The following is a 12,583-nucleotide window of genomic DNA, read 5'->3' on the forward strand; positions in this document are numbered from 1 at the left end:
CGGTGAGGTGTCAGCCCGGCCAGGTGAGAAACCCTCCCACGAGGGTGCCGTAAGCGAGGTGTGCGACGAGGGTGACGGTCGGTGTGCCGGGTCCGTAGTTGAGCATGAGAAAGCCAGGTCCGCGGGAAGGTACGGGTATGGAACGCACGATCACTGTCTGCGGGCAGTCCTGCAGCGCTCGATGCGGCAATCGCGCGGTGGTGGTCCCGGATGCGATGGCGTAGAAGCCCGGTTCGGCGAGCGCGAGCAGTTCGGTGTCAATCCCGGCATCGGGGGAGTCGAAGCTGGCGACCCAGTGTACGGTCACCTCGGAGTCATCCCGGGCACGCTTGAGCCGTTCCGCCAGGGGCCGCAGTTCCGATGATGGTCGGCACGCGGTGGAGGCCGCCGATGCGGACGTTGATGGGGTGGATGGCGCGGCCGCCGAGCAGTAAAGCCGGAGCGCTGAGCGAGTTCACGGAGGCCGTCCGGCGGCGCACCGAGTTGCCAGTCAGGGCCTCGGCCCGCTGCCAGCCGGTCCGTACAGATCCAGCAGGCGGGTTCGGGTTGACTGAAGCCGGCTCCCCACCACCGTAGCGACACACCGTGTGATCGCCAGGCCCAGCACCGGATCCTCCTCGATCAGTGTGCGCACCGCCGCCGCGTCGAATTCCAATGCATGTACCGGGCCATGTGCCTCTGCCCCCAGCTGCCAGGTGTGCGGCGGGACCAGCCACGACCAACCGAGCAGTTCACCCTGGCCGATGGCGTCGACGGTGGCCGCCCGGCGGCCAGGGACACGCACGTCGAGAGCAACCAATCCGGTGAGGATGCTCCAGAACCGGTCGGCCCTGCTGCCCTCCTCGAAGATGCGGGTGCCTGCGGGGAAGGACCGGTCGGCCGCGAACTTCAGCAAGCGGTCGCGGTCTTCGGGCGAGAGCAGGCTCAGCAAATTCGTCGTGGTGGCCATGAGGGCCCTCCCGTCTCGGCGTCACTGTCTACGCGAAACTTTTTCCTGAGGAGCGGCGACAGGACTCGGTCCTACGGGGTCCCATCTCGTCAGGGGCCCTGGGTCCATGACGCCGTCGCGCTAACCGATGGAAGTGCAACCGTCGGCGTCTGCGGCTGTGCGTGTGTGGTGTTGGTTTCGTAGAGCCGCCGCTGGTGCCTGCCGCAAAAGTGGAGCTCGCTTCCCCGTGCTGTCAGCCCCGGAGCAGCTCGGCAAGCACTTCGGCTTTGCTGATCTCGGGAAACTTGGTTGCGGTGAGTAGTGTCAAGGTTCGCTCTTCGGCGAGGTCACGCAGATGCGCCAGCGCGTCTGCGCGTTCGGGATCTTGGAGCTCGGCCTGGTAACGGTGGCTGAACTCCGCGAAACAATCGGGGTTGCGGATGTACCACTTCCGTAGCTCTGCGGAGGGTGCGACCTGCTTGCACCACTCGTCGAGGTGGGCATTCTTCTTCGTCATGCCCCGGGGCCAGAGGCGGTCGACCAGCACTCTGGTGCCGTCGGTCTGCGCAGGTGCGTCGTAGACGCGGCGGATGTGCACGGTTCGCTTGCGCGCCATGGAGGGGCCTCCTGGCTAGTACTCCGCTTCTTCCGGGATCACACGTAGTAACGAGAGATGATCTCCAGACGCGCTACTTCGTCCGGTCCCGGATAAGCCACCAGGACCGGCAGGCCGCTGGGATCCCTGCCCTCGATGAGAGTGAAGCCCTCACCTTCCCTGATGTCGATGCGGTCGGATCGGGCTCTGAGCACGCGCTCGCACCGCTGGAAGTCGTCGGGACCGTCCGCCGTCCAGATCACGTACTGCGCGCCGACGTGGCCCGACGGGTGCAAAGCGCGCGAGCCCACGGCGCGCAGGTATACCTGGAAGCCGTTGTGACTCACTAGTAGCGCGGCAGTGGCGGTGCGTACGGTGACCTCCATTTTCAGCAGTTCCTGGTAGAAGGCCGCCGATGCGTCGTGGTCGTGGACGAACACCACGACCGAGGCTAGCCATGGTCCGCGCGCCTCCGGTCCGTCACCGGTCGGCTCCGAATTCGGCGGAAGCTGCGCAGGGCGCTGACCGGAGGACGCTGCTTCATGCGGGTAGGCCATGAGGCCCCCTTCCGCCTTCGACCGCGATACGGGGCTTCTTTGGGTGGTTTCCTGGTCCGGTTTCCACGCTACCCGGGCCGTGTCCTGGCCGCTGGAACGTGCAGCCGGCCCCCGAGGGGCGCGGCTACGGATTCAGCCTGGCCATGCAAGGAACCCTCCGACGATGGTGCCGTAGGGAGGTGTGCGGTGAGCGTGACGGCGGGTGCGCCGGGCCCGTAGTTGAGCTTGAGGAATCCGGGTGGTTAGAGCAGCGCGACATGGGGGCGCTGGTTACGGGGTGGCGCATGCGCGGTTGGACGAGCGGCAGCAGAATGTTGATGTGCGCGGTGGTGGCGAACAGGCCGTGGATGAGGCCGAACACAGCCAGTCACCAGCTGCTGTATCCGATGGCGACGAAGACCCGTAGTAGAGCAGCGCGAAGATCAGGCAGTTGATGAAGTGTGCACGTGACCGAGGGCGTTGGTGCGGGCCCGGCCGCTGGAAGGCGATCCAGAGCAGGAACAGCAGATCGATGCGGGTGAGGCTTAGGGCATTGGCCGCGCGCAGGCTGGTGGCCAGTACCAGGGTGCAGACAAGCCCGCCTGGCAGTGCGGCCCAGATGCTCACCGTGTGGCCTGGCCGATCGCGCAGGCGGCGCCTATCAGGGCGACGTGGGACAGGCCCTGGGGCAGATTGCCAGGAAGTCGCCGGTGGCGGGGTCGATCTCCTCGCTGTAGAGGCCGACGCCATCGGCGAGAGGTATAAGTTGGCCCATGAGGTGTCGGCTTCGTCCGCGCGGCCGGTCCGGGCGAGGGCTTCGAGCCAGAAGGAGCAAGCGTGGAAGGCGCCCTCGCGGGCGAGCAGATCCTACTCGCTACCAGCCGACCGCCGCGCGGGCGGTGACCAGGACCGGCACGGCGCTGATTCGCTTTCCGCGCAACCCTGCGGCGATGTCGGCCACGGTGACCACCCGAGTGGTCATGATCTCTTTGACCTTCACCGTGTTCCTTTCCGGGTAAGGTGCAACGGCCGGTCCGCTCGACTGCAATGGGGCGTTTCACCGCGGTTGGACTCCCAGGACGGAGAGCACTCGCGGACCATCTGGTGCATGAAGCCCCACTCGTTGTCGTACCAGCTCATGATCTTCACCAGAGTGCCATCCACGACCCGGGTCATTGCCGCATCGACGATGGAGGCCCGGGAGTCACCGATGATGTCACTGGAGACAATCGGCTCGTCCGAGACGCCGAGGATGCCGCGGTAGCGGTCGGTGGTCGTCTCCTCCCGGAAGAGGTCGTTTATTTCCTCGGGGGACGTCGGGCGGGCGGTGACGAGCACAATGTCGACGATCTTGGTCGTCCCGGGCCTCACGCTCCTCATCGCCGGCGTCGCTCAGGAACTCCAAGTCTCCGCGGCCGTCGGCGCCTTCCTCGTCGGCATCGCCCTGTCCGGAGAGGTAGCCGAAGGCGCCAGCGCCGCTCACCCCCTCCGCGACCTGTTCGCCGCCATCTTCTTCGTCTTCTTCGTCTTCTTCAGCCTGAGCACCGACCCCGCGGAGATCCCGCCCGCCCTAGGAGTTGTCTTCAAATGTCACGCCCACATCAGCAGGGCTGCGAGGGTGATGGCGGCTTGGTAGGACTCGGCGGTCTTGTCGTAGCGGGTGGCGATGCCGCGCCACTGCTTCAAGCGGTTGAAGCAGCGTTCGACCACGTTGCGCCGTTTGTAGAGGTGCTTGTCGAAGGCCGGCGGGCGTCCGCCGCGGCTGCCGCGCCGGAGCCGGTTGCGGATCTGGTCGGTCCGTTCGGGGATGGTGTGGCCGATGCCCCGTCGCCGCAGCCAGGTCCGGATGGCCTTGGAGCTGTAGCCCTTGTCGCCCAGCACGTGGGCGGGCCTGACCCGTGGCCGTCCCGGGCCGACCCGGGGCACCCGAATCGTGTCCATCACGGCGGTGAACTGGGTGCAGTCGTTGGTGTTCCCGCCTGTGACGGTGAAGGCGAGCGGGCGGCCGGTGGCGTCGCAGGCGAGGTGAATCTTGCTGGTCAGACCGCCTCGGGAGCGTCCGAGTGCGGGGACGCGCAGCCCCCTTTTCGGGCCCCGGCGGCGTGCTGGTGAGTGGAAACCAGCCAGTCGATGTCCCCGGCCGCGTCAGCGGCCGCCTGGGCGGCCCGGAGCATCCGCTCGAAGGTGCCGTCCAGAGCCCACCGGCGGAAGCGGGTATGCAGCGTGGCCCACGGGCCGTACCGCTCGGGCACGTCCCGCCAAGCAGTCCCGGTGCGGAACTTCCACACGATCCCGTTGAGTATCGTGCGGTCGTCCAGCCACTTCCGCCCCCGCAGCGACTCGGGCAGCAGCGGCCGGACGAACTCCCATTCAGCGTCCGACAGTTCATGGCGACGTATCACCCGACCATGATCCACCACGCGAGATCATTTGAAGACACCGCCTAGCACCCGCTCGTCCTGCTCGCTCCCCGCAGCCTGCGTCATCCCGCGCTTCTCCCGCCTTCGTGTCCTGGCCGCCGCCGTTGTTTGCCGTGCCCGATGGCGCGCGGCGGCGGGCTCACCGTACGCGGCACAGGGGCGGAGATCGGTGAACTCGCCCTGCAGCATGCGGCGGACTCGCCGGCGCGCCACCGCGGCGGTCCGGTAAGGGCGGGCGGCGTCCAGCAGGGTGTGGAGTCGGGAGGCCACGAGCGTGGAGTCGACGCGGGTGGGTCGTCCAGCGCCTGGTGGGCCGCGGCGGCGCCCTGCTCGGGCTCGCCCTCGGTGAACAGTGCGGCGGCCAGTCCGATCCGGTCCATGCCTTCACCCGGCCGGAGCCGAGGCCCGCAACGCTCACTTGGTGGCGGGTCCGGCGTGCTCGTCGGGTTCTGTGTCCTGCTCCGTCGATGTCGGTGGGGTCCCTGTGCTGTCTGGCTCGCTATCAGCCTTGGTGCCTTCCTCGGCTGCTGGGGCGCGGTCGTCGAGGGTGATGGTGACCGGCTCACCGCCAGGCCTGAGGCCGGTCAGGCTCTTCTCGATCCGCTCGTACAAGGTGGCGGCGAGTTCACGGTCGCCGTCGCCGTCGGCGGCGGTGCGCTTGAGGGAGTGCAAGCTGATCAGCAGGGCGATCAGGGAGCGGCCGGACAGTGCGGCGCGGATGCGCTCGTCCCCCTCGGCGGCGACCTGCGGCGGTACACGGAAGTGCGGGTGCCGGCCGGCGTGGGCGCTGATGAACTCCCAGATGTCGCGGTGGCACAGCAGGTTTGCGGAGGAGGCGCGGGCTGCCGTCTTGAGCAGAGCGCTGTGTTCCTCGTTCTCTTCGGCGGCCGTGGTGGCGTCGGGCTGGGGCAGCAGCTTTTCCACGGTGATGCGCAGATCCGCGAGCTCCTGCTGCACGGAGGCGATCGAGACCCGCGTTTCCTCCTGGGCGGTGCTGATCTCCGCCTTGATCTCAACGACCGCTTCGAGCAGCCCGGCCGGTGCGCTCTGCTGGTCGCCGACTGGCCCGTCGCTGTGGCTGTCGGGGGCGGTGAGCAAGGCGAGCACGGGAGCGAGTTCCTCGGTGAAGATCTCGCGGACGGCCTGGCGGACCTCGCCAACCGACATTTCCGGAGCGGGCGGGGCCTCCTGGTCGGTGGTGCGCTGCGCCGGGATCGCTGTGTGGAGGGCCGCTTCTTCCGCGGGCTCGTCGGTCTCGGTGACGGTGGTGACCGGCGAGGCCTGGAGGCCGTTGCGGTCTTCCTGGGTTCGGGGCGCCTCCTGGAGGAGAGGTGCGGGGGCCGGCGGGGCGAGGCCCGCGAGCACGTCACGGACCTCCCGCAGTTCGGTGCGCAGCTGGGCGACGGCCTCGTGGACGGCGTTGTTGAGTGTGTCCCCGCTGGAGTTCAGCTTGTTGTGGACGTCGCGGAAGTTCGCGCGCATCCGGCTGAGCTCGTCCACGACCTCCTGGGTCGTCTTGTCATGGGCGGCCTGGCCAGCTGACTCCAGCTTCTCCACGCTCTTGTCGAGCGCGTCCCGGAGATTCTTGTCCGTGTGCATGACGGCGGTGTGGAGCATCGTCAGTGTGTTGGTGAGGTCCGGGTTCGGCTGGCGTGCCATCATCCCCCATTTCGTCGCGGTGAGTAGTTGGTCGAGTTCACTGCGTATGCTGCCCGGGGTGGAGCTTCCCGCGGGGCGGATCGGGTCAACTGGCTTGAGATCGACCGTCATCCAGGCTGAAACCGACCCAGCCAGGTCTCGTGCCCAGCCCTTGTGGGGATCTGCCGCCGACCACGAGCGGCACCGCGCCCAAGCCGAGGGCTCTGTGCCCCACCGGTCGACCGGGGCACCCACGAGACGGCAGACTTGCAGCAGACTGACGGCGACCAGGCATGTGTCGGCCCTGTGCCCGCCGGACGCCCCGGGAGTGGGAGACGGGGCACAGGGCCGCCGGCCAGTGACGGTGGCCGGCGACGGGCACGGAACGGATCGCACCCGCTGTGAGGGTCGCTCCTGCGGGGCGGGGTCTGGGGGTGCCACGCCCGCAGGTCAGGCAGGTGGGGCAGTTCGGGCGTGCCGGTGTGGTGCGGGCGGCATTCCGGGAACTCGTGGTGCGTCAGCCGGAGAGGTCGGCTGCCGGGCGGAAAGGCGGTGCGCCGTGGGGCACAGCGGTGATGTGGTGGCGGAGCTGATCGCTGACCACCGTGAGGTCGCGGAACTCTTCACACGGTTCGACCAGGCACCCTTGGGCAGTGAGGACCGCAAGCGGCTGGTGGATGCCCTGACGATCGAGCTGGTGCGGCACTTCGTCGCTGAGGAGACGTCCCTCTACCCCGCGATGCGCAAGCACCTCGACGGCGGCCACACCCTGGCGGACAAGGAGCTCGCCGAGCACGCCCGCATCAAGTGCCTGCTCAATGACCTCCAGCAGCGCGGTGCGCTGGACGAGGACTTCGAGTATCTGGTGCGCAGGCTGCGCACCGAGGTGACTGCGCATGTCGATGAAGAGGAGAACAACCTCTTCCTCCAGATGCGCAGCAACGTCGACGCCGCCGTCCTGCTGGAACTGGGGGACAAGATCCGCCGCTCGAAGAAGACCGCCCCCACCCGCCCGCACTCGGGGTGATCTTCGGCGCTCAGCGGCCCACACAGGGAATCTGAGAAGTGCCCGTCGGCCAGGGCCCGGCGCGTGTTGAAATCCCGTGAGCTTCAGCGTGCGCGGCATGTTCTCATAATCGCCCAACAGCCGCTGTTGCCAAAGGTGTTCATTGAGCCCTGGAGCACGTGCGCCGGAGTAGCGCCGCTCGGCGGCTACGGCCTGCCCTCAGTCAGCTGGCTGGCGGTGTTCTCGATCCAGCGCAGCGTCCACTCAACTCCGGCCTGCCACCCGGGCCCCTCGCCCTTGTACCGCTCCTGGGCGTCGGCGCGGATACGGGCCGCGATGGTACGCAGGTCCTTCTGCAGCCCCTGACGCTGGGCAGTGACCATGGCCTGGCGCATCTCGTCGGTGACCTCGATGGGGTTTTCGTTGCTCATCACCCCACCCTGGACGACTGCCCCGCCGATGGCTATGCGTCATGGCCTGGACGCCGGTGCGGCGCGGACACCGGTCGGCGACGCGAAGAGCCCGGCGCCCCGGGAACGGAACGCCCCTTCCCGGCGCCACTCCACCGTCCACGCCTTGAGAGCCGACAACGGCGTCCGCACGGCGACTACCGGTGCTGGAGCCCGCTGGTCTCTGCTGTCGGCTGTGAGCCGTTGTGCCAGCGGCTGGCCAGCAGACCGTAGAGGAGGGTGTCGGTCCATTCGCCGGTGTTGATGCTCTGCACCACGAGGTCTACCAGCACTTCGCCCGGCACCTGCTCGCCAACCCCGACACCGCCTCCGACGCCGTCCAGCGCGCCCTGGCCGCCTCCTGGACCCAGGCACTCGCCGGCCACCGCACCACCGCCATCGCCTGGGAAGCCCTCACCCACCGTATCCAGCGCGCCTACACCCCAGCCAGCGCCCTCTACGCCCTCGTCCCCGCCGCGGAAGCCGACGCCGCCGTCCTCCACCGCGTCCTCGGACTGAGCATCACCGCCACCGCCGACACCATCGGCACCGAAACCATCACCGTCGCGTCCTTGCTGGCCACCTTCGACCGCCGGCTGGCTGGGGAGAATGCCGCAGCTCTCCGGGCGTGCTGGCAAGCAGCCACACACCGGTGCTGCGTGCATATCGGGCGCCGTTCCCGCTCACCGCGAGGCTTCCCAACGGAAACAACTGTCTCACCAGATCAAGGCGACTTCGCCGACGCGGGTCTGGATCTGCTACTACGTCAGCAGTTGGCCCCGCTCTGGGTTTCGCTCCCCGCACCGCGGCTGACGCTCTATCATCTGCTAAACGGGGGAGGTCACCTTCTGTGATGGCCCCCTGTCTCTCAGTGAAGAGCCCCTAGGGCTGGGGCAAGAGGACGCAGGGGGAAAAGTGCCGTCGCCAGTACCTCCACCACCGTCAGTGCCACCGCCATTCGGCCCAGTGCCGCCGCCCGCTCCACCCGCGCCGCCCAGCGGTCCGGATCCCGAACCACCGCACTGGAAGAACATCGGAAGATTTTTCCTCGTGGCCGGTGGAATCGCCGCGATCTTCTCAGCGATCTTTCTGGTGGTTACGCACTTCCAGCAAGAGCGTGGTGTCAAAGCGTCCGAAAAATCTGGAGCAGCGGACAAGGCCGGCGATGACAGGGCGAAAAAGGAGGAGAAGGAGAAGAAGGAGCGAGCCGAAGGCCCGCCCATCACCGCTACGCCTGGAGCCCCCGCCTTCTACGCAAATCGATTCGCCTTCCCTGCGCGCACGGCTAGTCTCGGTCCTGCTGCCAACTTCATGTATGGCCAACAGGAATATGCGGACTGGTTCACTGCGAACAAGGGGGAGGAAGTCGGCGTCAGTGCATACCGCACAACCATCTCACCCCTCCATGAGGGGACGGTCGTTGTACAAAACATGCGGGTATCGGATCTGCGCTGCACACCTACCAAGTATGTGGGGACCGCCGTGGTTCCGCCCGCGATCGGAGACGGTGGAGATGGCGTGACACCAGTCGTCGTCGGTTTCGACCTCAGCACGGTGTTTCCACAGCCGCGGAAGCTCGTCTCGTTCGGCGACCGTCAAACGTCGCCGGGTAAAGAAGTCTGGAACCTTGGTGGAAACGCCTTCGAGAAGGGGATCTACCTTGACGGCGGCGATCACGCCGACGCCCGGAGCTTCGACCTCTTCTTTTTCACAGGAGAAAAGGACTGTACGTTCAACGTCGAAGTAAACGTGACGAGCGGCCCCAAGGATGCTTGGTATCCAATCAAACTTGGCAAAAAATTGGATGGCAAAGGCAGCGTTGCAGGGCAGGCGGCAAGATATGAATCAGTTATCGTTCCCACTGAAACCGGTGATCCGCAGAGCGACCTCAAGGGTCCCGGAAATCCGTTTCCGGCAATCAAGCTAAAAAAGACCAATTTCTGAACAGTGAAAGCTGTCTGCGCAGGCCAGGGGCTCCTCAGACCCTTGCGCTGAGCCAGGGCCGCCATGAGTGCCCTGCTGGCCGCCCCTGCTGCAGGCCACCCGGACGCCCGCGCCGACGGGCTCCGCGGCAGGAAGCACCCGGCACCGCTGGGCCTGCGCTGGGCCGAATGGGTGAGTGCGCCAGCCAGCTGGCGCGATATTGTGGAGCCCCTGATGACCGCTGTTTTCCATGATCTGGCAGGAGTGCCCCGCGTGGCCGAGGACCCCATCGCGCAGAGCGAGATCTCCGCTCTCACCCGCCGCTTCGAGCAGGGGCAGGAGACGACAGCCCGCGAGTTCGGGATCGTCAAATCAGATCTCACCGCGGTGCGGCTCCAGGTGGGGAACCTGGATCAGAAGGTGGGCGGGCTGGACGAGAAGGTGAGCCAGCTCGCTGAAGACATGAGCGCGGTCAACGGCCGCCTCGATGCTCTGGCGGGCGAGGTGCGCACCGGGAACGCGCAGATCCTGGAGCTGCTCTCCCAGCTCGTGGGCAAGAACCCTGACGCCAGCTGACCATCCCGTCGAACACAAAAGGCTGCCCGGACCTGATCTTCAGGTCCGGGCAGCCTTCATCGTGGGGTGATCATGTGGCCGGTGCGGGCCGCGGAACTGACGCGGGGCGGCGTCCTGGAGCGCGGTGAAGTGCCGGGGCGACGGAGTCGGGGGCCAGGAGCAGGCCGTCGGGCCGCAGACGGCCGCCCGGACGGATGCTGAAGGGCGGCGCCCTGAGTGGTCTGTGCATAGCTCTTCGTCTCACCTCGTCTCACACATCTCTCACAAACGAGAGCGCATGGGAGCACGCGAGTACCTCTGACCTGGACATTCGCTGTCGCCACGGACCACGGCGGACCAGGTGGACATTATATAGGCTAGGAGCATGGCCTACGAAATTCCGGTGACGCAAGCACGTGCGGAGCTGGCGGATCTGATCAACCGCGTCGTCTACGGCGGCGAGCGGGTGGTCGTGACCCGTCACGGCAAGCCGCTGGTGGCGTTGGTATCCGCTGCTGACCTGCAGCTACTTGAAGAGCTGGGGCGGCGTGACGAGGGCGCGGAGGACGAGCAGGTGATCAGTACGGTCTCGTCCGTGCGGCAGCTTCCGTCCGCTCCGGGCGAACGGCGGCGCTTCGGTATCGCGGCAGAACACCGCGACCCGGCTGCCGGGGACCGGCGACCGGGTCGCGAGAGCTGACGGTCAGCTACTGCTGACCGTGCGGTGGAGCGGGTGGCTCAGGAGCTGAGCTCCCACATGGCGTTGGCGATGGCGTCCGTGTTGGTGTCCAGCGACTTTTCGTCGATGTTCTTCGAGGTGTCGCAGGCCTGGTGGTAGCAGGCGTCGAACGCCTTGCCCGCCTCGCCGCCCCAGTTCTTCGCCTGCTCCTCGGTCTTCTTGTAGTCCGCGCCGGAGAAGAAGCCGCCGACCGGGATGCCCGCGTCCTTGAAGGAGGCGTGGTCGGAGCGGCCGTCGCCCTCGGTGTCCTTCTCGGTGGTGATGTTCTTCTTGGCGTAGTAGTCCTTGAGGACCTTCTCCAGGCGGGTGTCGTCGTCGTAGACGTAGTAGCCCGGGTTCGGCGAGCCGATCATGTCGAAGTTGAGGTACGAGTCGATCTTCGACTTGTCGGCGCCGAGCTTGTCGACATAGGCCTGCGAGCCGACCATGCCGTCCTCTTCGTCGCCCCACCAGCCGAAGCGCAGGTGCTTGGTGGGCTTGAGGCCCGACTTGGCGACGGCGAGCGCGACCTCGAGGATGCCGGCCGAGCCGGAGCCGTTGTCGTTGATGCCGGGGCCCGCGGGGACCGAGTCCAGGTGGGCACCGGCCATCACGGTCTTGCTCTCGTCGCCGCCCGGCCAGTCGGCGACGAGGTTGTAGCCCTTGGCGCCGCTGCCGTCGAACTCCTGGATCTTCGTCTTGAAGCCGGCCTTGTCCAGCTTCTCCTTGATGAAGTCGACGGAGGCCTTGTAGCCCGGCTTTCCGTGGGCGCGGTTGCCGCCGTTGGCGTCGGCGATCGACTGGAGCTGGTCCAGGTCGGCCTTGACGGCCTTGACGTCGACGTCCGGGGCGGCCTTCGGTGCGGGATCGGCGTAGGCGCCGGCCGTGGTGAAGAGGGTGGCGGCGAGGGCGGTGACGGCGCCCGAGGCCAGCACGATCCGGCGTATTCGGGTGGAACGGGTCACGATGTGGCTCCTGGTGTGGGGGGTTGGTGCGGAGCTGATTCGATGCGCGTCATGAATTGACGCGCACATGAGAATTGCGATCACTCCGGAAACCGTCAAGAGCGCATACCGGACAGGTGAGTTCGCGGAGCGGGTCGCGCCCGCTATGCGCGGATCATGATGATCGGTGATGCGTGGGAGGGGTCTGTCCCTCGGCTTCCCGCGGCCCTCGGGGTGCGGATTTCGCCACACGGAGCCGCGCCCGTCCGGGGGAATGCGGGGCTCATGCCGCGTCGGTGAATCGGTTGCCGCGCCGTAACGGACGGTAATGGCACCGCGTTACATCAGGCATAAGGGCAGACGCGAAGAGGTCCCTGGTTGTAACGCCGATGAAATCCCGCCGAACTAGTCTCCGGGTCTGGGGCTGTTGATGGCCAAGTGCTGGAAGTCGGTTTGCTCCGCCTTTAATTACTGCGTGGTACATCTATCGTCACGGGGTGTGTCCGCGCCTGTGACCTGGGCGAACGCGCCCAGGCGGGAAGACTGTGAGGTGGAACGTATGCAACTGACCCCGCATGAGCAGGAGCGCTTGATGATTCATGTGGCGGCAGACGTGGCCGAAAAACGTCGTTCCCGGGGGGTGAAGCTGAACCACCCGGAATCGATTGCCCTGCTGACCGTGCACATCCTCGAAGGCGCCCGGGACGGCCGCACCGTCGCCGAGCTCATGTCCTCCGGCCGCAAGGTGCTCACCCGCGACGAGGTCATGGACGGCGTCCCCGAGATGATCCACGACGTGCAGGTCGAGGCCACCTTCCCCGACGGCACCAAGCTCGTCACCGTTCACGAACCCATCAACTGATCACGGGAG

Annotated in this window: 15 protein-coding genes and 1 pseudogene; 7 read left to right on the top strand and 9 right to left on the bottom strand. The window is 66.9% G+C overall.

The genetic code is table 11. The features are described from left to right. Window positions 1-10 precede the first annotated feature (10 nt). From ABR737_RS41520 to ABR737_RS41540, 5 genes are all read right to left on the bottom strand, one after another. Window positions 11-307, bottom strand: coding sequence for a hypothetical protein (locus ABR737_RS41520; RefSeq protein WP_350256314.1), 297 nt, complete (start codon window positions 305-307; stop codon window positions 11-13). 183 nt (window positions 308-490) lie between these two features. Continuing rightward, window positions 491-949 (bottom strand): Crp/Fnr family transcriptional regulator, encoded by a 459-nt coding sequence (locus tag ABR737_RS41525; RefSeq protein ID WP_350256315.1) that lies wholly within the window; start codon window positions 947-949, stop codon window positions 491-493. Window positions 950-1,181: 232 nt separating this feature from the next. Further along, complete coding sequence (locus ABR737_RS41530; RefSeq protein WP_350256316.1) at window positions 1,182-1,544, bottom strand: DUF488 domain-containing protein; 363 nt, start codon at window positions 1,542-1,544, stop codon at window positions 1,182-1,184. 38 nt (window positions 1,545-1,582) lie between these two features. Then, window positions 1,583-2,080: a VOC family protein gene (locus ABR737_RS41535; RefSeq protein WP_350256317.1), complete on the bottom strand. Its 498-nt coding sequence runs from the start codon at window positions 2,078-2,080 to the stop codon at window positions 1,583-1,585. Between the two features lie 975 nt (window positions 2,081-3,055). After that, complete coding sequence (locus tag ABR737_RS41540; protein WP_350256318.1) at window positions 3,056-3,439, bottom strand: hypothetical protein; 384 nt, start codon at window positions 3,437-3,439, stop codon at window positions 3,056-3,058. Between ABR737_RS41540 and ABR737_RS41545 the strand changes: the two are divergent. Then, window positions 3,375-3,632 (top strand): annotated as a pseudogene (locus ABR737_RS41545) (cation:proton antiporter domain-containing protein); the annotation flags it as partial. The gene ABR737_RS41540 and the pseudogene ABR737_RS41545 overlap by 65 nt on opposite strands. A gap of 17 nt (window positions 3,633-3,649) precedes the next feature. On the opposite strand, the gene ABR737_RS41550 reads toward ABR737_RS41545, so the two are convergent. Both ABR737_RS41550 and ABR737_RS41555 read right to left on the bottom strand, forming a co-directional pair. Further along, a protein-coding gene (locus tag ABR737_RS41550) for an IS5 family transposase (protein ID WP_502964539.1) occupies window positions 3,650-4,458 on the bottom strand; the annotation gives its coding sequence in 2 pieces (ribosomal slippage) (window positions 3,650-4,143 and window positions 4,143-4,458; 810 coding nt in all). A gap of 435 nt (window positions 4,459-4,893) precedes the next feature. After that, a complete protein-coding gene (locus ABR737_RS41555) occupies window positions 4,894-6,249 on the bottom strand; it encodes a hypothetical protein (RefSeq protein WP_350256319.1) in 1,356 nt (451 codons plus the stop codon). 427 nt (window positions 6,250-6,676) lie between these two features. Between ABR737_RS41555 and ABR737_RS41560 the strand changes: the two genes are divergently transcribed. After that, window positions 6,677-7,144, top strand: coding sequence for a hemerythrin domain-containing protein (locus ABR737_RS41560; RefSeq protein WP_350256320.1), 468 nt, complete (start codon window positions 6,677-6,679; stop codon window positions 7,142-7,144). A gap of 185 nt (window positions 7,145-7,329) precedes the next feature. Here ABR737_RS41560 and ABR737_RS41565 read toward each other — a convergent pair whose 3' ends face one another. Then, the gene (locus ABR737_RS41565; protein ID WP_350256321.1) at window positions 7,330-7,554 is read right to left on the bottom strand and encodes a hypothetical protein; all 225 of its coding nucleotides are present in this window, start codon (window positions 7,552-7,554) and stop codon (window positions 7,330-7,332) included. 224 nt (window positions 7,555-7,778) lie between these two features. On the opposite strand from ABR737_RS41565, the gene ABR737_RS41570 reads away from it, so the two are divergent. The 4 genes from ABR737_RS41570 (at window position 7,779) to ABR737_RS41585 (ending at window position 10,750) form a co-directional block, all read left to right on the top strand. Beyond that, a complete protein-coding gene (locus ABR737_RS41570; RefSeq protein WP_350256322.1) occupies window positions 7,779-8,426 on the top strand; it encodes a hypothetical protein in 648 nt (215 codons plus the stop codon). 196 nt (window positions 8,427-8,622) lie between these two features. After that, entirely contained in the window at window positions 8,623-9,516 is an 894-nt protein-coding gene (locus tag ABR737_RS41575) for a hypothetical protein (protein ID WP_350256323.1), read from the top strand. A 213-nt stretch (window positions 9,517-9,729) separates the two neighbouring features. Then, the gene (locus ABR737_RS41580; protein ID WP_350256324.1) at window positions 9,730-10,071 is read left to right on the top strand and encodes a hypothetical protein; all 342 of its coding nucleotides are present in this window, start codon (window positions 9,730-9,732) and stop codon (window positions 10,069-10,071) included. A 364-nt stretch (window positions 10,072-10,435) separates the two neighbouring features. Further along, on the top strand, window positions 10,436-10,750 hold the full coding sequence (locus ABR737_RS41585; RefSeq protein ID WP_350256325.1) for a type II toxin-antitoxin system Phd/YefM family antitoxin: 315 nt from the start codon (window positions 10,436-10,438) through the stop codon (window positions 10,748-10,750). A gap of 38 nt (window positions 10,751-10,788) precedes the next feature. On the opposite strand, the gene ABR737_RS41590 is transcribed toward ABR737_RS41585, so the two are convergent. Continuing rightward, a complete protein-coding gene (locus ABR737_RS41590) occupies window positions 10,789-11,733 on the bottom strand; it encodes a M28 family metallopeptidase (RefSeq protein WP_350256326.1) in 945 nt (314 codons plus the stop codon). A 538-nt stretch (window positions 11,734-12,271) separates the two neighbouring features. Here ABR737_RS41590 and ABR737_RS41595 point away from each other — a divergent pair. After that, window positions 12,272-12,574 carry an urease subunit gamma gene (locus ABR737_RS41595; RefSeq protein WP_026170153.1) on the top strand — a complete coding sequence of 101 codons (303 nt, stop codon included), beginning with the start codon at window positions 12,272-12,274 and terminating at the stop codon, window positions 12,572-12,574. The last annotated feature ends 9 nt before the right edge of the window (window positions 12,575-12,583 follow it).

Origin of the sequence: Streptomyces sp. Edi2 (assembly GCF_040253635.1) — a bacterium.
Taxonomy (GTDB): Bacteria; Actinomycetota; Actinomycetes; order Streptomycetales; family Streptomycetaceae; genus Streptomyces.

What these genes read in the sequence shown, in the direction of transcription:
- ABR737_RS41525 (WP_350256315.1), bottom strand. Translation starts at nt 949, where the DNA reads ATGGCCACCACGACGAATTTGCTGAGCCTGCTCTCGCCCGAAGACCGC.
- ABR737_RS41530 (WP_350256316.1), bottom strand. Translation starts at nt 1,544, where the DNA reads ATGGCGCGCAAGCGAACCGTGCACATCCGCCGCGTCTACGACGCACCT.
- ABR737_RS41535 (WP_350256317.1), bottom strand. Translation starts at nt 2,080, where the DNA reads ATGGCCTACCCGCATGAAGCAGCGTCCTCCGGTCAGCGCCCTGCGCAG.
- ABR737_RS41540 (WP_350256318.1), bottom strand. Translation starts at nt 3,439, where the DNA reads ATGAGGAGCGTGAGGCCCGGGACGACCAAGATCGTCGACATTGTGCTC.
- ABR737_RS41555 (WP_350256319.1), bottom strand. Translation starts at nt 6,249, where the DNA reads ATGACGGTCGATCTCAAGCCAGTTGACCCGATCCGCCCCGCGGGAAGC.
- ABR737_RS41565 (WP_350256321.1), bottom strand. Translation starts at nt 7,554, where the DNA reads ATGAGCAACGAAAACCCCATCGAGGTCACCGACGAGATGCGCCAGGCC.
- ABR737_RS41580 (WP_350256324.1), top strand. Translation starts at nt 9,730, where the DNA reads ATGACCGCTGTTTTCCATGATCTGGCAGGAGTGCCCCGCGTGGCCGAG.
- ABR737_RS41585 (WP_350256325.1), top strand. Translation starts at nt 10,436, where the DNA reads ATGGCCTACGAAATTCCGGTGACGCAAGCACGTGCGGAGCTGGCGGAT.
- ABR737_RS41595 (WP_026170153.1), top strand. Translation starts at nt 12,272, where the DNA reads ATGCAACTGACCCCGCATGAGCAGGAGCGCTTGATGATTCATGTGGCG.